The sequence below is a fragment of the Sinorhizobium sp. NG07B genome (genome assembly GCF_002532005.1).
In the GTDB taxonomy this organism is placed as follows: Bacteria; Pseudomonadota; Alphaproteobacteria; order Rhizobiales; family Rhizobiaceae; genus Sinorhizobium; species Sinorhizobium fredii_C.
Map to the genome: position 1 here is coordinate 59,165 of NZ_NWTD01000003.1, position 18,821 is coordinate 77,985.

The window sequence follows — 18,821 nt, forward strand, 5'->3', positions numbered from 1 at the left end:
CCATCGGCAACCGACAACCGACCGTATAATCCCTGTCACCACGGTAACAACTTCTGCATGCGGACTTTGAAAAATTAGGCCAACGTGATTTAAGGTGCGGAGCAACAAGCTGAACGAACACACTCGTTCTCGGCGCGTCCGTGCCGGGACCTCAACAAAAGGCCGCCTTGGCGGCCGGACCATGCCGACCTGGAGAAAATCGCCGGTGCCTGAACCTTTGACAGTATCGAGCGGCAGGAATGTCGATCCCGCCTCCGCCCTGCGAGAGTGCCGATCCGCCTTTGTCGGCGTCGGCATCGCCAGTGCGCTCGTCAATATCCTCTATCTCACCGGCTCGTTCTTCATGCTCGAGGTCTATGACCGGGTTCTGCCCAGTCGCAGCATTCCCTCGCTGATTGCGCTCTGTCTGCTCGCCCTCTTGCTCTATGCCTTCCAGGGCGCCTTCGAGCTGATCCGCGGGCGGATGCTGGTGCGCATCGCCGGCGCGCTCGACGAGAGCTTGAGCGGCCGCATCTATCGGGCGATGGTGAAGGCACCCTTGAAGCTGAAGATGCAGGGAGACGGGCTGCAGGCGCTGCGCGACTTCGATCAGGTTCGCTCGTTCCTCTCGGGCGCCGGGCCGGCGGCGCTGTTCGATCTTCCCTGGCTGCCCTTCTATGTCGCCATCTGCTTCCTGTTCCATCCGGTCATCGGCTTCGTGGCGATCGGCGGCGGGCTGATCCTGACGCTTCTCACCTATCTCACCAATCGCGGCACGCAAGCGCCTGCCAGGAAGGCATCCGAGGCGGGCGGCCTTCGCAGCGCCTTTGCCCAGGCCTCGCAGCGCAATGCCGAGGTCGTCCAGGCGATGGGCATGACCGGCCGGCTTGCCGAGCTCTGGGAACGCCGCAACGCCGAATACCGGGAGGAAAACCGCCGCACATCCGATATCGGCAACGGCTATGGGGCGCTCTCCAAGGTCTTCCGCATGGCGCTGCAGTCGGGCGTGCTGGCTGCGGGCGCCGTGCTGGTGATCGAGGGCCAGGCTTCGCCCGGCATCATCATCGCCGGCTCGATCCTCACCGCCCGGGCGCTCGCCCCGGTCGAGCTCGCCATCGGCAACTGGCGCGGCCTCGTTCAGGCGCGGCAGAGCTGGCAGCGCCTGAAGGACCTGTTGAAGGCCTTGCCGGAGGCCGAAACCCCGCTGGCGCTGCCGAAGCCGCACGAGCGTCTGAGTGTCGAGGCGCTGGCGAGCGGGCCGCCGGCGGCGCAGCGGCTGATCTTCACCGATATCAATTTCACAGTGCGGGCCGGCAGCGCTCTCGGCGTCATCGGCCCGAGCGGATCGGGAAAGTCGTCCTTGGCGCGCGCCCTTATCGGCGTCTGGCCGGCCTATCGCGGCTCGGTGCGGCTGGATGGGGCGGCCCTCGACCAATGGGACGGCGACGCGCTCGGACGGCATATCGGCTACCTGCCGCAGGACGTGGAGCTTTTCGCCGGAACCGTGGCGCAGAACATCTGCCGCTTCGCCGCGGATGCGGCCTCCGAGGCGATCGTCGCGGCTGCCAAGGCGGCGCGCGTCCATGAGTTGATCCTTCGCCTTCCGAACGGCTTCGACACCGAGATCGGCGAGAGCGGCACGGCGCTCTCGGCCGGCCAGCGCCAGCGCATCGCGCTCGCCCGGGCGCTCTATGGCGATCCCTTCCTGGTGGTCCTCGACGAGCCGAATTCGAACCTCGATGCGGATGGCGAGCAGGCGCTGAGCGAGGCGATCATGAATGTGCGCCGGCGCGGCGGCATCGTCGTGGTAATTGCCCACCGGCCGAGCGCGCTTGCGAGCACCGACCTCGTCCTGATGATGAACGAGGGGCGGCAGCAGGCCTTCGGCCCGAAGGAGGAAGTGCTCGGCAAAGTGTTGAGGGGGCAGCAGACGGAACGTGCGTCACCGCTGAAGATCGTCGCGGAAGGCCAGGAGGCAAAGCAATGAGCGGAAGCACGCAACGGGCGCCCAATGCGCGCCGGTCGCTTTCTCGCCATATGATCGGGGTCTCGGTCCTCGCGCTTGCCCTCGTGGCCGGCGTCGGCGGCTGGGCGGCGACGACGGAGCTGTCGAGCGCGATCGTCGCCGGCGGCGTCGTGGTCGTGGACGACAATGTCAAGAAGGTCCAGCATCTGACCGGTGGCATCGTCGGCGAACTCAAGGTCAAGGAAGGCGACCGCGTTGAGGCCGGCCAGGTGCTGATCCGGCTCGACGGCACCACGGTGCGTGCGAACCTTGCGATCGTCGAAAGCACGCTGGCGCAGCTTTATGCGCGCCGCGCCCGCCTGCTGGCCGAGCGGATCGGCGCCGAGTCGTTCGAGATCGACAAGGACCTCGCGAACTTCGTCTCCAGCGCGGCGGCGGCAAAACTCGTCGATGGCGAGCAGAAGCTCTTCGCCAGCCGCCGCACGGCGCTGCTCGGCATGAAGGGGCAGCTGCAGTCGCGCAAGGCACAATTGGCCGACGAGATCGACGGCCTGACCGTGCAGCTGAAGGCGATCGAGGACGCCTTGACGCTGATCGCGGAGGAACTGACCGGCGTCGACTCGCTCTATGGCCGGGGCCTGGTGCCGATGCAACGGGTGACGACGCTGAAACGCCAGCGGGCGGAGCTCGAGGGCGACCGCGGACGGTATATCGCCTCGCGTGCCCAGGCACGCGGCAAATCCAGCGAGATCGACCTTCAGGTGCTGCAACTGGACGAGGACCGGCGCACGGAAATCTCCAAGGAGCTGACCGATGTCGAGGCGAAGATCGCCGAATATGAGGAGCGGCGTACGGCAGCGACGGACCAGTTGCGGCGGCTCGACATCACCGCGCCGCTGCCGGGCCGCGTCTATCAGCTGGCCGTCCATACGGTGAACGGCGTCGTCAATCCCGGCGAGACGCTGATGCTCGTGGTACCGGAGGCCGACGAACTCACCGTCGAGGCGCGGGTGGCGACCCACGACATCGACCAGATCCGTGTCGGCCAGCCGGTCGAGATCCGCTTCAGCGCCTTCAACCAGCGCACGACGCCGGAGGTCGAGGCCGAGGTGGTGACCGTCGCCCCGGATATGGTCAGCGACGAGAGGACCGGCGCCACCTACTATCCGCTGCGCATTCGCCCGAAGCCGGAGAGCCTTGCCAAGCTCAAGGGCCTCTCCCTCTATCCGGGCATGCCGGCCGAGGTGTTCATCAAGATCGCCGATCGCACGGTGATTTCCTATCTGGCGAAGCCGCTCACCGACCAGATGAGGCACGCATTCCGCGAGGATTGAGACGGTCGCGGGAAACGAACTGGCGCGTCCGGACATCCCCGGGCGCGGGCTCGTCACGCGTGAGAGGGCGGCGTCAGGCGCGGGTCCGCGCGAAATCCCTCAATTTTTGCTGGTTAAGTGTTCGCGGGGCATTTTCGTGATTGGACTTCGCGGCCGGTTGGAGTCACGTTTATTAGGCGTATGAGGTGGAATGGGGGACCAACTAAGTCTGATTAGGAGGTCACAATGAAGCACCATGCAATCGAAGACCTGCAAAGTGTCGCCGAGGTCAAACAGGACCTTCCGCGCCGGACCCTGTCGCGTAGCGAGCGACTGGAGCGCTGGGCGGAACTCCTGGAACGCAGCCCGCACAGACGGCTTTCGACGTTGCACGAGACCGAGTATCAGCCGGCGCATGTGCGCGCCACGATGCGCGGCGACGGCACGCCGATCTCCGTTGCATTCGAGGACCCGGTCCTGCGGACCGCCGGCCTGGACAATGACAGCTACGGCGAGGCGAAGCGGTTCTTCGAATTGAGTGACGAGCAATTGCACAAGGTCATCTGCTATTGCCATTTCGGCGCCACGGTCAGTGCGTCGACGGCGGCACGTCACATTCGCGCGATGCTTGTCGAAAACCAGCCAGGCCTGTTTGCCCGCTTGCGCCAGATTTTCTTCGGCTAAGGCAGGCGACGTTTGCCACGACGGCTTTGAATGGCGGCCGACGACGCCGGCCGGAGAGGGTGTGTTGTGTTGCGGCTTGTCCGCTGCAACGTCGCCTGGTGAACGTCTCAAAGGTACTGGCGATCCAAAGCGGGGGAGGCACTTCGCCGCTACGGCGCCTCTTGCATCTTCGAGCAAGGGACGCGGGAGCGGCGAAGTGTGCGCGACCCGGCCGCAAACTCCACTTTCACCCGCGCCCGTTCGCGGGCCGCTGGGCTGTACAGCCGCGTTGCCACATTGCCCGCATCAAAAATCGTGTCAAAAATCGGCGACCTTGCCCCAGGCCGAGCCGTTCAGCCGGTCGGGTCGATAAGGTTTCGGGTCGACGATCGGCGGCTCACCCGTCACGATGTCCGCGACAAGGTGGCCCGCGCCGGGTCCGATGCCGAAGCCGTGGCCGCTGAAGCCGGCGGCGAGCACCAGGCCGGGGAGCGAGCCGATCTCGCCGATTGCCGGGACCCCGTCCGGGGTGCTGTCGATATAGCCGGCCCAGGCGGCGCTGACCGGCCGCTTCTCGAGCGCCGGCAGGAGCGCCCGGGCCCGCTTCAAAGTCAACCGGATCTGCGCCTGATCCGGGCGAGGATCGAGGATGCGGTTGAACTCCATCGGCGTCGGCCGGTCGAGCCGCCAGCGCGACAGCGTCTCATGACCGGATTTCCAGCCTTCGATGCCGCCGGGCGCCAGGCTGCGCCAGCGTCGCGCGAACATCGGTACGAAATGCCGGGCAAAGCGCATCTGCTGCGGGGTCGGATCGACCCGGGCGCGGCCGCTGATCGCCAGCGTATAGCCGCCGTCGCTACGGCGCGTCGCCGAGACTGCGGCGGTGTGCAGGGCTGGCGGCAGGTCCTCGGCACCGGGCGCCACGGAGAGGATCGAGGCGCGGATCGAGGCCTGCGGAAAGCGGATGCCGAGTTGACGGCAGAAGGAGGAAGCCCAGGCGCCGCCGGAAAGCACAACAATCGGCGTGCGGATCGTGCCGGCTTCGGTGACGACGCCGCTGACCCGTCCGCCCTCGAGCTCGATGCCGCGGGCCGCGCACATCTGGTGCACGGTTCCGCCGAGCTTCATGACCGCGCGGGCGACAACCGGCGCGGCGCGCGAGGGATCGGCGGTGCCGTCGCTCGGCGAAAAGACGCCTCCCTTCCAGCGGCGGCCGGTCGCCGCACCCTTTTCACTCGCCTGCGTTTGATCGAGCATGTGGGTCGTCACTCCGACGCCGCGGGCAAAGTCGCCCCAGCGTGCCCAGCCGGCAAGCTCGCTTTCGTCATTGCTGAGATAGAGCAGGCCGCAGCGGCGAAAGCCGGTGTCTTCGCCGGTTTCCGCGGCGAAGCTCTCCCAGAGCGACAGGCTCTTGGTCGCCATCGGCAACTCGCGCGCGTCCCGGTTCTGCTGTCGGCACCAGCCCCAATTGCGGCTGGATTGCTCGGCGCCGACCAGGCCTTTTTCCAGGAGCGCGACCTTGAGGCCGCGCCGTGCCAGATGATAGGCGGCAAAAACCCCGACGATGCCGCCGCCAATGACGACGGCGTCGGCGCTCGCCGGCAGCGCTGGCGTGGTTTCGATATGAAGAAGCGGGGCAGGCATCAGCGGTCTCCGGTCGAACCGAACGGCATTCTAGCGCTTCGGCGATTGCAAGACTGCCGCACATCGGCGCTTCACAGCATATTCTTCCGTTCGCTCGACCCAGGGCCAATGCTTATTCTGGCGGAGATTGCCTAAACTTATCAGGGCAGGGTAGGCCTTTTCAGCTTGTCAGCCAGTACACGCCGCATAAGATGCTGGACAGTCCGAGTCGTATTGCGGCCCCCGGGCCAATTGGAGAGCGCCGATGAAACTCGACCGGATCGACATCAAGATCCTCTACGAACTGCAGAAGAACGGCCGCATCACCAATGTCGAGCTCGCCGAACTCGTCAATCTCTCGCCCAGCCCCTGCCTGATGCGGGTGAAGAAGCTGCAGGCGGAAGGCTATATCGTCGGCTATTCGGCGCAAATCAATATTGCCAAGCTCGGCCAGACCCTGACGGTCTTCACCGAGGTGACGCTGAAGAATCATCGCCAGATCGACTTCGCCCGCTTTCTCGCCGCCGTCGAGAAGGTCGACTCCGTCGTGGAGTGTCACCTGGTGTCCGGCGGTTACGACTACCTCCTGAAGTTCGTCACCGGCGGGATCGTCGAATACCAGACGATCATGGAACGGCTGATCGACATGGATGTCGGCATCGACAAGTATTTCAGCTATGTCGTCTTGAAGTCGCCGATCGTCAAATCGCACATGCCGCTGACCAGCCTGTTTCAGGTATAGGTGGCGCCTCTCGATTCATGTGTTCGCCCCTCACCCTAACCCTCTCCCGTTTTGACGGGGAGAGGGGACCGGAACCCGCGGCTTACCAGGCATGGCAGCGGCAGCCCTCGTCAAGGCGGGACTGGCAGCCCGCGGCTCGTCCGTTCTCCCCGCCGTGCGCGCAGGCGGATCAGGCCAATCGCATTCGCCACCAGATATTTCTACCCCGCCTTGCTGAACGCCCGCGCCAGCTCCGGCCGCCGATCGAGACCGTCGAGCCAGCCGGTGTCGAGTTTCGGCACGGAGGCGAAGAGCAGCTTGGAATAGGGGTGCTTCGCGCCGGTCGCGAGCTCGGCCGAGGCGAGCTGCTCGACCTTCTCGCCCGCATACATGACGACCACCTCGTCGCAGATCGCCTGCACCGTCGAAAGGTCGTGGCTGATGAAGACGTAGGAGAGGCCGAGCTCGCGCTGCAGTTCCTTGAGCAGGTCGATGACCGCGGCAGCGACGACCGTATCGAGGGCGGAGGTGATTTCGTCGCAAAGGATCAGCTTCGGCTCGGCGGCGAGCGCCCGGGCGAAATTGACGCGCTGCTTCTGGCCGCCAGAAAGCTCGGAGGGGCGGCGATGGCGTAGGTTGCGCGGCAGACGCACCATGTCGAGCAGTTCATCGATGCGGGCGCTGCGGGCGCTGCGACCCATGCCGTGGTAGAAGGCGAGCGGCCGGTCGAGGATATCCTCGACTGACTTTGCTGGGTTGAGTGCGGTGTCGGCATATTGGAAGACGATCTGCATCTCGCGCAGCTGTTCGCGTGAGCGCTCGCGGGCGCTGCGGCCAAGTTCGCGCCCCTCGAACTGGATGCTGCCCGAGACCGCGGGCAGGATGCCGGCAATCGCACGGGCAAGGGTCGACTTGCCGCAGCCGGATTCGCCGATGATGCCGAGATTGCGGCCCTTCTCGACCTTCAGCGAGACCTGCTTGACGGCGCGCACAAGCGGCAATCCGTCCGCCTGTCGCGGCCCGTAGCCCGCGACCAGCGTGTCGATCTGCAAAAGCGGGGCCGGGGCAGATGCGGCGGGACCGGGGGCGGCGCGCGGCTGAGGTTCGAAGGCGTCGAGCAACTCGCGCGTATAGGGGTGCTTGGCGTCGCTGAGGATCTCTTGCGTGGTGCCGACCTCCTGCACTTCGCCGCCCTTTAAGACGACAATGCGATCGGCTATCTGGGCGACCACCGCGAGGTCGTGGGAGACATAGACGCCGGCAATGCCGCCGGCCTTCATGACGGACTTGAAGGCGCGCAGCACTTCGATCTGGGTCGTTACGTCGAGCGCAGTGGTCGGCTCGTCGAAGATCACCAGCTTCGGGTCGCCGATCAGCGCCATGGCGGCGGAAAGGCGTTGCAACTGTCCGCCGGAAACTTGATGCGGATAGCGGCTGCCGATCGTCTCCGGTTCGGGCAGCGACAGGGAACGGAAGAGCGCGACGGCCTTGGCACGCGCCTCGTCGGGCGACATCAACTGATGGATGCGGGTGATCTCGATTACCTGGTCCATGATCGTAGCGGCCGGGTTGAAGGCGGCGGCGGCCGATTGCGGCACATAGGCAACCTCGGTACCGCGAATGCGGGCGCGCTCCGTTTCGCTGAGCCGGACCATGTCCTTGCCGGCGACGGAAACGCTGCCGCCGGAAATGCGACAGCCGGGACGGGCGTAGCCCATCAGCGTCAGCGCGATCGTCGTCTTGCCCGAGCCGCTTTCGCCGATCAGCGCGACGATCTCACCGTCGGCGATGTCGATGCTGACGCCCTTGATGATCTCGACCTTGCGCCCGGAATCGGTGGTCGCTTCGACCTTCAGGTCACGGATTTCCACGAGATTAGCCATCATTCACTCCGATCACGGATCTTCTGCGGCAAGTTGTCGATGAGGAGGTTGACGCTGATCGTCAGGGTGGCGATGGCGAGCGACGGGAACATGACCGCCGGCGCGCCGAAGGGAAGGCCCCCGATGTTCTCCCGGACGAGAGCGCCCCAGTCGGCATAAGGCGGCTGGACGCCAAGGCCGAGGAAGGAGAGACCAGAGAGCAGCAGGACGATGAAGACGAAGCGGAGGCCGAGATCGGCAAGCACCGGCCCGACAATGTTAGGCAGGATCTCGGAGCGGATCAGATACCAGGTGCTTTCGCCGCGGATCCGGGCGACGGTGATGAAATCCATCGCATTGATGTTGACGGCGAGGGCCCGGGCGAAGCGATAGGCGCCGGGGATGTAGATTACAGACAACGTCAGGATCAGCACCGGAATGGAGGAACCGACGGCGGCGACGACGACGAGGCCGAAGAGCTTGCTCGGGATCGAGTTGAGCGCGTCGAGAAAGCGGCTCAAGACTGTGTCGAGCCAGCCGCCGGCGACCGCGGCGATCATGCCGAGCACCACGCCGGAGAAGCAAGCGATCGTCACCGCGGCAAGCGAGATGCCGACCGTGTAGCGGGCGCCCATCAGGATTCGCGAGAGCATGTCGCGACCGAGATAGTCGGAGCCGAGCCAGAAGTCATGGCTCATCGGGCCGAAGTAGTCGAGATCGACGATCTCGCCGACAGGATAGGGGATGATCATCGGCGCGAAGACCGCGACGAGCGCCCAGGCGATGATGATCGAAAAGCCGATAACGCCGACGAGGTTGAAACGATAGCCAAGCCGGCTTCCGGACTTCCGGATAGCGCTGGTCGATGTGCTCGAAGTGGTCATTGTCATCGAAGCCTCGGATTGGAAAGGATGGCGATGAGGTCGGCCGTGGTGGTCAGCAGCAGGTAGCCGAGACAGAAGATCATCGCGCAACTTTGGATGAGCGGCAGGTCGCGGGTCGCTACGGCATCAACCATCAGCTTGGCAACACCGGGATAGTTGAAGATCGTCTCGACAATAATAACGCCGCCGAGCAGGTATGAGAGCGAAAGCGCAACCGCATTGACAATCGGGCCCAGAGCGTTGGGCAGCGCGTGGCGAAAAACCATGCGCGGCCGCGAGGCGCCCTTGAGCAACGCCATCTCCACATAGGGCGTGTTGAGCGTCTCGATCACTGCTGCCCGTGTCATGCGGATCATCTGAGCCGAGACACCGAAGGTCAGCGTTATGACCGGCATTGCATAGATGCGCAGGAGATCGGCGAATGAGGTGACTTCATTGGCAACCGAGAGCGCCGGCAGCCACTTCAGATAGACGGCGAAGACCAGCACTGCGGAGGTCGCTATCATGAATTCCGGCACCGAGATCACGCCGATGGTTAGCACGGTAACGACGCGGTCATAGAGCGAGCCGCGCAGCATCGCCGCTGTTATGCCGAGCGTCAGCGCGATCGGCACGGAGAAGAGCGCGGTGACGCCCGCGAGCTTCAGTGTGTTGACGAAGCGCCCGCCGATCAAATCGGCGACAGGCATCTCGTTTGCATAGGAGGTACCAAGGTCGCCCTGCACGAGACCGACGATCCAGCGCAGGAAACGGAGGATTGCCGGCTCGTCGAGATGCATGGCCTTACGCAGACCCTCGACGGCTTCCGGCGTGGCGGCTTGGCCGAGCAGAATCGACGCGGTATCGCCCGGCAGGAGCGTTGTCGCGAAGAACACGGCGAAGGAGACAATCATCAGGGTGATGAAGGCGATGAGCAATCTACTCAGCGCAAGGGATAGGACCCGGTTGTTCACGCGCGCTCCCTTTCGGCTTTCAAGATAGGTTTCAAACCATACTGTCCGGGGCCGCAGCATCGAAGCTGCAGCCCCCTAGGCCAGTGGCCCAATCAGGCCTCAAACCAGACATGCTCGGCCATGCGATAACCCATCATACCGCCGAGCGGGTTGGTTTCCATGCCCTTGAGCTTGTCTGTGATGGCGTCGATACCAGTCAGGTAGGCCGGAATGATGGTACCGGCCTCCTCGGCGACCATGACCTGCATCTCATGGTAAATCGCCTTGCGCTTCTCCTGGTCGAGCGAACCGCGCGCCTCGATCAGCATCTTGTCGAACTTTTCCGATTTGTACTGGCTCTCGTTCCAGGGAGCACTGGAGGCGTAGAGCAGCGAGAACAGGATGTCGGGCGTCGGCCTGTAATTGATGTTGCCGAAATGGATCGGCGCCTTGAGCCAGTAATTGTCCCAGTAACCGTCCGAGGGCACGCGCTGGACATCGAGCTTCAGGCCGATCTCGGCAGCGGCGGCCTGGATGACCATTGCCATGTCCACCGAACCGGTAGCCGCGTCGGAAGCGACCACCGGGATGGTCTGGCCGAAAACGCCGGCCTTTTCAAAATGGAATTTTGCCTTTTCAGGATCGTACGCCTTTGGCTTGATATCGTCGTTGCGGTAGACGTTGCCCGGAAAGACGGGCTGATCGTTGCCGATTTCGCCGCGCCCGCGCAGGGCCGCCCTCAGGATCTGCTCGCGATTGACCAGGTGCTTCATACCGGCCACGAAGTCCTTGTTTTGACCCGGGGCCGCGTCGAGGCGCATGTTGAGGTTGGTGTAGCTGTTGGCACTCGATTTGGAGAGAACGAAACCTGGCTGGCTTGCCACAAGGCGCTCCGAACGGGGGTTGATGGCGGCGGCGACATGGATGTCCCCGGACAGAAGCGCATTGACGCGGGAGCTATCGTCGCTGATCGCCAAGAACTCAAAGGAGTCAACATATGGTCCCTTTGACTTCCAGTAGTTCTCATTCCTCCGCATGACCGAGCGCACGCCCGGCTCGAAGTTTTCGAGAACGAACGGTCCGGTGCCGTTGCCCTTGGAGAAGTCGGCGGTGCCGTCGGCGACGATCATGAAATGATGCAGCGCCAGGATCGTCGGCAGATCTGCGTTGGCATCGGCGAGCGTGATTTCGACCGTGAGATCGTCGACTGCCTTGAAGCCGGTCATCTGCTTCGCAATAGCATTGACCTTGGAACCGACATCGGGATCCAGATGGCGCTTGAGCGAGAAGATTACGTCTGCGGATGTCAGCGACTTCCCATCGTGAAACGTAACGCCCTTCTGCAATTTCACGGTCCACACCTTGGCATCGGCGCTTTCGATGCTTTCTGCCAGCTCCATCTGGGTGGCGCCGGATTTGTCGAGGCTCGAGAGGCGGTTATAAACCGCGGAGCATCGCGAATAGTCCGTGGAATTCGAAGCTTTGGCCGGATCGAGCGTGTCTGCGGTCGAAGACGTGAAGCCCGCCACCTTGAGGTGCCCTCCTTTGACCGGAGTTGCGGCCACCGCGTCAGAGGCGCGGCCAAGCACCAGGCCGCCGGCCGACATGGCGGCGCCGCCGGCCAGCAGCATCTGCAGGAGCTCGCGGCGGGTGGCGCCGCGGCGAATGGCGTTTTCGACGACTGCGTCGTCTTTTCCGGTCCAGTTGGTAATTTTGTCAGTCATGTCGTTCCCCATTCGCTTGGTGGTTGGTCGGATCGCCCCGTCTTCTTTTGCATACGGGGTTCAGGTGGAATGCTTCGCCCGCCTTTCAGGCGGCTTTGGCTTTCTCCACGGCGTCGGCAAGGCCGGCCATGGAGGTGAAATGAAAGTCGGGCTTGGTGAACTCGGCCGGCTCGATTGTGCCGCCATAGCCCTTCTGGGCATGGCGCCGTTCGATCCAGCAATTGGTCAGCCCGAGTTTCCGCGAGATGCCGATGTCGTGATACTGGCTTTGGGCGACGTGCAGGATGTCGTCCTTCGAATTGCCTTCCGCCGCAACGAAGGCGAAGATTTTCTCGAAGAAGGCCGGATCCGGCTTTTCGGTGCCCGTATCGTCGGCGGTGAAGGCGGCATAGAACGGATTGCCGAGCTCGCGGGAAAAATGCTCGAAAGCCCAGCGCCGGGCGTTGGTCATGGCGATCAGGCGGTAGCGCTTAGCAAGGCGGGCAAGCGCCTCAGCGCTGTCGGCAAAACCCTTCCAGCCCTCGGCGGAATCACGCAGCCTTTCGCCATATTTTGCTTCGGCGGGAAGACCGAGCTCCGGAGCAATGGCGAGATAGACGCGGACCAGATCGTCGGGGAAGAGGTCGGCATCGGCAGAGTAACGCCCTGCCCGGTAAAGCTTCAGCGCCTCTTCGCCGTCGATCGTGACGCCCGCTTCCTTACCGATGTCGGCCAGGCAATCCTTGATGCCGCCTTCGAAATCAATCAGCGTGCCGACGACGTCGAAGGTGAGATACTTGAAATCGGCGAAGGTCTTTGCCAAGGCTCTTTCCTCTATTTGGCGCGGGCGAAGTTTGCTCGCGCTGGGCTGCATCAGAAGAAAATGCTGTTTTCAACGGGCCGGAAAGACTTGCTTTCCCGGGCATTCCTGCGCCCCTTAACCCATCCAGTCTCGCAGCATCGGCTCGCCGGAGTCTCTGAATGGAAGAAGGATGCCGGCACAAAATTGCGAATATGGGCATAAACCGGTATTTCACCTTTCCGACCGCCGATCCGCTGTTCTCTGAGCGGATGCCGGGGGTCAGGTGAGGGCCGCGCGAATTTCGGGGTCCTCCAAGGTCTGGTCAAGCGTCAGCCGCGTGCGCTCGACGATTGCGTCGATTTCCGCGTCGGTGCAGCAGAGCGGCGGCGCGTAGCCGAGAACGCCGTTGCCGAAGGCGCGGATGACGAGGCCGTTGTCCCAGGCGCGGTCGAAGATGCGCCGCGCCGGATCCGCGGCCGCCGGCAGCGGGGCCTTCTTCTCCTTGTTGGCCACCAGCTCGACGGCGGCCAGCATGCCACGGCCGCGCACATCGCCGACGAGCGGATGGTCCTTGAGGCCTTTGAGCCCCGCCATCAGCCGTGCGCCGGCTTTCCGGCCGTTGTCCAGCAACCCGTTCTCGTAGAGCCTCAGCACTTCAAGTCCTACCGCGGCGCTGACCGGATGGGCCGAATAGGTATAGCCGTGACCGACGGCGACGGCACCGGCACCATCCGCGATCGTCTGGTAGATATGATCGCCCATGAAAACCGCGCCCATCGGCACGTAGCCGGAGGTCAGGCCCTTCGCCACGGTTATGAAATCGGGAACGATCCCGTCCTCCTCGCAGGCAAAGAGCGGACCGGTGCGGCCGAACCCGGTAATGACCTCGTCGGCGACGAAGAGGATGCCCAGCTCGCGGCAGAGTTCACGCATCGCCTTCATCCAGCCGTTCGGCGGTACCAGCACTCCGCCGGAGCCCTGAATCGGCTCGGCATAGAAGGCGGCGACCCGCTCGGGACCGATCTCCTCGACCTTGCGCCTGAGTGCCGCAAGCGACGCATCTATGATCGCCTGCGGATCGTCGCCCACCGGGTTGCGGTAGGCATAGTGCGACGGAATCTTGTGCTGCCAGTCGAACGGGATGCCGAAGCCCGCATGGAACAGAGGCAGTGCCGTGAGGCCCGCACCAACGGTTGAGGAGCCGTGATAGCCCTGCTCGATGGAGATGAACTGGTCGCGCTGCGGTTGGCCCCGGGCGATCCAGTAATAGCGGATGAAACGGATCGTGCTGTCGACGGCGTCCGATCCGCCAAGCGTGAAATAGACATGGTTGAGGTCGCCCGGCGCTCGCTCCGCCAGTTCCGCCGCCAACCGGATCGCCGGTTCGGAGCCGAGGCCGAAATAGCCGGTAGCATAGGGCAGCTCGCGCATCTGCCGGGCCGCCGCCTCGACGATCGATTCATGGCCGTAGCCGGCATTGACGCACCAAAGCCCCGCAAAACCGTCGATCATCGTATGCCCCGAGGCGTCGGTCACGGTCGCGCCCTTGGCGGACCGAAGGACGCGCACGCCGATCCGCTCGTGGCTGCGATAGGAGGCGACCGGGTGGACCAGATGGGCGCGATCGAGTTCGATTAGGGAATTGCTGTACATCGAGTCCTCCAGATCAGCCGAGCGCCTGATTGGCGAGGGCGAAGGTGAAAGCCGCGCGGTCTGCGGCGCGGTCAACGGTGGGTCTGTCCATGGCAAAAGCGCCACCAACATTGCTAAGCCCCTGGTCTGACAGCCAGGGGGAGAGGCCGGTTTCGGCGGTGGTATCGATCCTGACGAATTGGCCGGCCCGCCTTGCGATGAAATGGGTTATCAGCGCCTTGGCGTCGTCGACATTTGCAGCGACGACGGGCCCGATGACATCGCCGCGACCGAAGGCGCGCAGGGCGGCAAAGCCGACGACACGGCCGTTGCGGCGGATGACCACGAACTCGCCCACCTTGACGATATACGCGATCAGATCCCGGCGATCGGCACCGAAGGCGATGCGATCGAGGGCGGCGATCTCTGCAATGTCTTCCGCGGTCGCCGGCTCGGTTTCAGCGGGGGCGGCAAGCTCTCTGGCGATGCCCTGGTGCTGCAGCACGGTACCGGTTTCGCGGAAGCCGAGCTTTTCATAAAGAGGCAGGCCGTCCGCCGTCGCCACCAGCCGGAGCCGGCGGTCGCCGGCGATCCGCAGGGCCGCATCCATCAGTCCGCGACCAAGGCCGCGGCCGCGCATCGCCTCGTCGACGATCACCATGTTGATCGTGGCGCAGCCGTTCCCATAGGTGGTCACCAATGTCGTCCCGACAACCCGGCCGGCCTCGAGAGCAACGACGCCCTCGCTCAGCGCCAGTGCCATCTGCCAGTCCTCCAGCCGATGCGGCCAGCCGGCCTGGCGGGAGAGGCGCGCGGCGCTCTCCAGATGCTCGGGGCCGAACGGGGCAAGTTCGATCTGACTTAACTGCATGGACTGGTCCTTGGTTTCCTGCAGCAAGTGTTAAGGAAATGCGACCGGCAGATCGTCCGAAGGCGCCGGTCGGGGCGGTATCTTATATCTTTGCTCCGCCGGGTCGCCGCATCTTATGCCGACAGGGCAGCGGCAAAGGGTCTCGAGCGTGGGAACAAGGCTGAGCGCTGCGGGCAGTGCACACAACCATGTGCCAAAGCCGCCCGCGGATACGGTACAATCTGCCTCAATAGGCGCCCAAATCGCGCAAGCCGGCGCACGGGACACGCCTATGATCCATTTCGGATAAACCCCGTCACGTCATTGAAGAGGAGAATGCGCATGGCGAACTTCCGTCCGAAATACATCACCTTCGACTGTTACGGCACTCTGACCAACTTCCAGATGGCGGAAGCGGCGCGCGACCTTTACGGTGAGCAGCTCGATGAACCGCGCATGGCCGAGTTCATCAAGAATTTTGCCGCCTATCGTCTCGACGAGATCATGGGCGACTGGAAGCCCTATGCGGAAGTGGTGCACAATTCGCTGGAACGCACCTGCAAGCGCAACGGCATAAGATTTCGCGATGAGGCCGCCCGTGTGGTCTATGAGCGAGTGCCGACCTGGGGTCCGCATGCGGACGTGCCGGCCGGCCTCGCCAAGGTCGCCAAAGAGATCCCGCTGGTGATCCTGTCGAACGCTATGAATTCGCAGATCATGTCGAATGTCGAGAAACTCGGTGCTCCCTTTCACGCAGTCTACACAGCCGAGCAGGCACAGGCCTACAAGCCGCGCTTCAAGGCTTTCGAATATATGTTCGACATGCTGGGCTGCGGCCCGGAGGACATTCTCCACTGCTCGTCCTCGTTCCGCTACGACCTGATGTCCGCGCACGATCTCGGCATCAAGAACAAGGTCTGGGTCAACCGAGGCCACGAGCCGGCAAATCCCTTCTATGGATATACGGAAATCAAGGATATTTCCGGCCTGCCCGGCGTCGTCGGGCTCTGACAGGAGATGGCCATGCAGCTCAAGTCCTACTGGCACGACACGGCTCGCACCTTTCAAGGGGGCAGCCGCGCACCGGTCGAGGGCCACTATGACGTCGCCGTCATCGGCGGCGGATTCACGGGGCTCGGAGCTGCACGTCAGCTTGCATTGGCCGGCGCGAAAGTGATCGTGCTGGAGGCGGGGGCGGTCGGATCGGGCGCCTCCGGCCGCAATGGCGGCCATCTCAACAACGGCATTGCCCACAGCTTCGTCGCCGCCAAGGCGGAACTCGGACCCGAGCGGGCGGCGGCGCTCTACCGCGCCTACGACGCTTCCGTCGACACGATCGAGCGCATCGTGGCGGAGGAGGGTATCGACTGCAGCTTCCGGCGCGCCGGCAAGCTGAAGCTTGCCTCGAAGCCGGTGCATTTCGAGGCGATCGCCCGGAACTTCGAGGTGGTGAACCGCGAGGTCGACCCGGACACGGCGCTTCTGACGAAAGGCGATTTGAAGGACGAGGTCGGCTCGGACTGCTTTCACGGTGCAATGCTCTCGAAGAAGAGCGCGATGATGCATATGGGCCGCTTCGTCGTCGGTCTTGCCGATACGGCGGTCCGCCACGGCGCGACAGTCGTCGAGAACGCCCCGGTAAAGGGCCGGCGCCAGTCGGGCGGCAAGCAGGAACTGGCGACGTCGCGCGGCAGCGTGACGGCCGATACGGTGCTGTTGGCGACCGGCGCCTATACGACGGGCGCCTTCGGCTATTTCCGCCGCCGCATCGTGCCGGTCGGCAGCTTCATCATCGCAACCAGGCCGCTGACCGAGGCCGAGATTGCCGCGACGATGCCCGGCAACCGCACCTGCGTCACCTCGCTCAATATCGGCAACTATTTCCGGCTGTCGCCCGACAACCGGCTGATCTTCGGCGGCCGTGCGCGGTTTTCGGCAACGTCGGATCAGCGCTCCGACGAAAAGAGCGGTGCGATCCTGCGTGCGAGCCTGGCCGAAATCTTCCCGCATCTCGCCAAGGTCGAGATCGACTACTGTTGGGGCGGCCTGGTCGACATGACCAAGGACCGTTTTCCGCGGGCGGGATTTGCCGACGGGCTCTGGTACGCCATGGGCTATTCCGGCCACGGGGCACAGATGTCGACCCATATGGGCATGCTGATCGCCGACGCCATTCTCGGCAAGGCCGATCGCAACCCGGTCAAGGACCTCGCCTGGCCGGCGGTGCCCGGACATTTCGGCAAGCCGTGGTTCCTGCCGCTGGTCGGCATGTACTACAAGATGCTCGACAGGGTTCAGTAGCTGGGGGAGCCGACAACGGTGCGGCGAGCCAGCGCTCGCGGATCGATGTCGCTCCCTAGCAACCGGCTCATGTGCACGTTCGCGGGTTCCCGCCTTGGCGGGAACCCGCGACTTTCGCCGGCGGATGGCTTCAGACAAACAGATCCGAATTCAGGCTGTCTCTAGCTGTCGCCATCTGGACCAGGATGTCGGCAAGGGCGTCGTGCGTGGCATCGACGTCCGCCGGCACCTGGAGGTCGTCCGAATGGTCCGCTAGCCGAGACGGGAGAGAATCGCGGTGAGCGAAGTTCGCAACCATCTCCTCGAACAAGTCGGCGATTTCATCGGCTTTGCCGACAGTCTCCAGGGACGGTTGAAAATGCAACTGGTCTCCATTGAGCGCGAGAGCAAGATGATCGCCATTCTTGGCCACCGGGGCGCTTGCCTCATCACTGGCGGAACCGGTCAAGCGGTCGCTCTGCACCGCGTCCCAATCACCGCTGTCTTTGAGGAAATCCGCAAGCCAAGCGTTCGAAGTAGGCGTTCCGTCGCCCTCCGATGCATCGGAAGGGACTGGAGTGTGGACCGGTGTCGACATCGGCGCCGAACCTTCTGCTGCGGCATTCGCACTCAGCGTTCCTGAGGTCATGGCCGGATCGATAAGATCCTTCTTGACGTTTTTCGTGCCGATGGTGGCCGTCTGGGTCGACGTGGCAATGTTGGCGCCCGAGAAAGTAACGGTATAGGTGCCGGGCTTCAGCGCGAGGTCATAGCCGCCGGCGGCGCTCGCCGTGGTCTTGAAAAGCTGCCCCGCTGAATTCTTGGCCGTCACCGTGATGCCGCCGAGACCCTCGCCGGGATCGTAGAAGCCATCGCCGTCGCGATCGTCGAAAGCCACGCCCGTCAGGAAGAGGTCGGAACCGGTCTTTGCGAAATTCTCCGTCACGAACGCACTGCTGCGGCCGCCATAGTCACCGACCTCGACGCCGAGGCCGACCTCGCGGAAATTCGGATTGAGAAGGTTGGCGCGGTGACCCGACGAGTTCATTAAGTTGGTGTGCAGGAGCTTGACTTCATCCTGATAGCCGGTGGGGGCACGGGTCGTTGCCCAGGCGATATTCTCACCGATGGCCCAGGACCCCTGCAAGACATAGCCCGCCGCCTTGATACGCTGTGTCGAACTGGATCCCCCAGAACCGGTATGCGAGAAAACGTCGGCAGCGAGCATCCACTGGCTGTGCCCTTCGGCGGCTTCGCTGAGGTCGTTGTCGAAGGCCAGCGGCTGTACGCCCGCTTTCGCCCTCTCGGCATTGATCAACTCTAACAGGTACTGTTCATTCGCGCTGTGCTGCGGCATTCGGTAAGTCTCCCTGGCAGTCGTTCCTTGTTGGTTGAGTACATCGCCCCAACGCTCCATAGGAACGAACTGTGTCCAAGGTGCGGAATATGATTGGCTAACTTGGGGATTCGCACATGTATCTTCGCCGCCCCTTCGCGCGATGTCGCAAATGGCAAAATCGCGCTCGGTTACTGCGGAGCTATTATCGCGGAGACACGAGACGACGCTAAGGCGCAGGACGGACGAAGATCCTCAGTGTTCGGAGGAATTGT

General features: G+C 63.7%; 15 protein-coding genes. 6 read left to right on the forward strand and 9 right to left on the reverse strand.

Annotated elements, in window-relative coordinates:
• Nucleotides 1-217 precede the first annotated feature (217 nt).
• The 3 genes from CO664_RS10310 to CO664_RS10320 all read left to right on the forward strand — a co-directional run bounded on the left by CO664_RS10310 (nucleotide 218) and on the right by CO664_RS10320 (nucleotide 3,942).
• Nucleotides 218-1,966: a type I secretion system permease/ATPase gene (locus CO664_RS10310; protein ID WP_176536583.1), complete on the forward strand. Its 1,749-nt coding sequence runs from the start codon at nucleotides 218-220 to the stop codon at nucleotides 1,964-1,966.
• On the forward strand, nucleotides 1,963-3,279 hold the full coding sequence (locus CO664_RS10315; RefSeq protein ID WP_037416302.1) for an HlyD family type I secretion periplasmic adaptor subunit: 1,317 nt from the start codon (nucleotides 1,963-1,965) through the stop codon (nucleotides 3,277-3,279). The genes CO664_RS10310 and CO664_RS10315 overlap by 4 nt, the downstream gene beginning before the upstream one ends.
• Nucleotides 3,280-3,504: 225 nt before the next feature.
• Nucleotides 3,505-3,942, forward strand: a complete 438-nt coding sequence (locus tag CO664_RS10320) for a hypothetical protein (protein WP_037416305.1) — start codon at nucleotides 3,505-3,507, stop codon at nucleotides 3,940-3,942.
• Nucleotides 3,943-4,239: 297 nt separating this feature from the next.
• Here the strand turns inward: CO664_RS10320 and CO664_RS10325 are convergent, their stop codons facing one another.
• On the reverse strand, nucleotides 4,240-5,565 hold the full coding sequence (locus tag CO664_RS10325) for an FAD-binding oxidoreductase (RefSeq protein WP_097538685.1): 1,326 nt from the start codon (nucleotides 5,563-5,565) through the stop codon (nucleotides 4,240-4,242).
• A 244-nt stretch (nucleotides 5,566-5,809) separates the two neighbouring features.
• Here CO664_RS10325 and CO664_RS10330 point away from each other — a divergent pair, with 244 nt between their 5' ends.
• Entirely contained in the window at nucleotides 5,810-6,286 is a 477-nt protein-coding gene (locus CO664_RS10330; RefSeq protein ID WP_037416311.1) for an Lrp/AsnC family transcriptional regulator, read from the forward strand.
• Between the two features lie 200 nt (nucleotides 6,287-6,486).
• Here the strand turns inward: CO664_RS10330 and CO664_RS10335 are convergent, their stop codons facing one another.
• From CO664_RS10335 to CO664_RS10365, 7 genes are all read right to left on the reverse strand, one after another.
• Entirely contained in the window at nucleotides 6,487-8,148 is a 1,662-nt protein-coding gene (locus tag CO664_RS10335; RefSeq protein WP_097538686.1) for an ABC transporter ATP-binding protein, read from the reverse strand.
• Nucleotides 8,148-9,017 (reverse strand): ABC transporter permease, encoded by an 870-nt coding sequence (locus tag CO664_RS10340; RefSeq protein WP_037416316.1) that lies wholly within the window; start codon nucleotides 9,015-9,017, stop codon nucleotides 8,148-8,150. Before CO664_RS10340 ends, CO664_RS10335 begins: the two co-directional genes overlap by 1 nt.
• Nucleotides 9,014-9,964: an ABC transporter permease gene (locus CO664_RS10345; protein ID WP_097538687.1), complete on the reverse strand. Its 951-nt coding sequence runs from the start codon at nucleotides 9,962-9,964 to the stop codon at nucleotides 9,014-9,016. Before CO664_RS10345 ends, CO664_RS10340 begins: the two co-directional genes overlap by 4 nt.
• Before the next feature lie 92 nt (nucleotides 9,965-10,056).
• Nucleotides 10,057-11,667, reverse strand: coding sequence for an ABC transporter substrate-binding protein (locus tag CO664_RS10350; RefSeq protein ID WP_037416343.1), 1,611 nt, complete (start codon nucleotides 11,665-11,667; stop codon nucleotides 10,057-10,059).
• A gap of 85 nt (nucleotides 11,668-11,752) precedes the next feature.
• Entirely contained in the window at nucleotides 11,753-12,469 is a 717-nt protein-coding gene (locus CO664_RS10355) for an HAD-IA family hydrolase (protein WP_097538688.1), read from the reverse strand.
• A gap of 258 nt (nucleotides 12,470-12,727) precedes the next feature.
• Nucleotides 12,728-14,101, reverse strand: a complete 1,374-nt coding sequence (locus tag CO664_RS10360; protein ID WP_095678088.1) for an aspartate aminotransferase family protein — start codon at nucleotides 14,099-14,101, stop codon at nucleotides 12,728-12,730.
• 13 nt (nucleotides 14,102-14,114) lie between these two features.
• On the reverse strand, nucleotides 14,115-14,951 hold the full coding sequence (locus CO664_RS10365) for a GNAT family N-acetyltransferase (RefSeq protein WP_037416355.1): 837 nt from the start codon (nucleotides 14,949-14,951) through the stop codon (nucleotides 14,115-14,117).
• A gap of 321 nt (nucleotides 14,952-15,272) precedes the next feature.
• Here CO664_RS10365 and CO664_RS10370 point away from each other — a divergent pair, with 321 nt between their 5' ends.
• Both CO664_RS10370 and CO664_RS10375 read left to right on the forward strand, forming a co-directional pair.
• Nucleotides 15,273-15,941 carry a haloacid dehalogenase type II gene (locus CO664_RS10370; protein ID WP_097538689.1) on the forward strand — a complete coding sequence of 223 codons (669 nt, stop codon included), beginning with the start codon at nucleotides 15,273-15,275 and terminating at the stop codon, nucleotides 15,939-15,941.
• Between the two features lie 12 nt (nucleotides 15,942-15,953).
• The gene (locus CO664_RS10375) at nucleotides 15,954-17,231 is read left to right on the forward strand and encodes an FAD-binding oxidoreductase (RefSeq protein ID WP_097538690.1); all 1,278 of its coding nucleotides are present in this window, start codon (nucleotides 15,954-15,956) and stop codon (nucleotides 17,229-17,231) included.
• 130 nt (nucleotides 17,232-17,361) lie between these two features.
• On the opposite strand, the gene CO664_RS10380 is transcribed toward CO664_RS10375, so the two are convergent.
• On the reverse strand, nucleotides 17,362-18,627 hold the full coding sequence (locus CO664_RS10380) for a CAP domain-containing protein (protein ID WP_234820210.1): 1,266 nt from the start codon (nucleotides 18,625-18,627) through the stop codon (nucleotides 17,362-17,364).
• Between the last annotated feature and the right edge of the window lie 194 nt (nucleotides 18,628-18,821).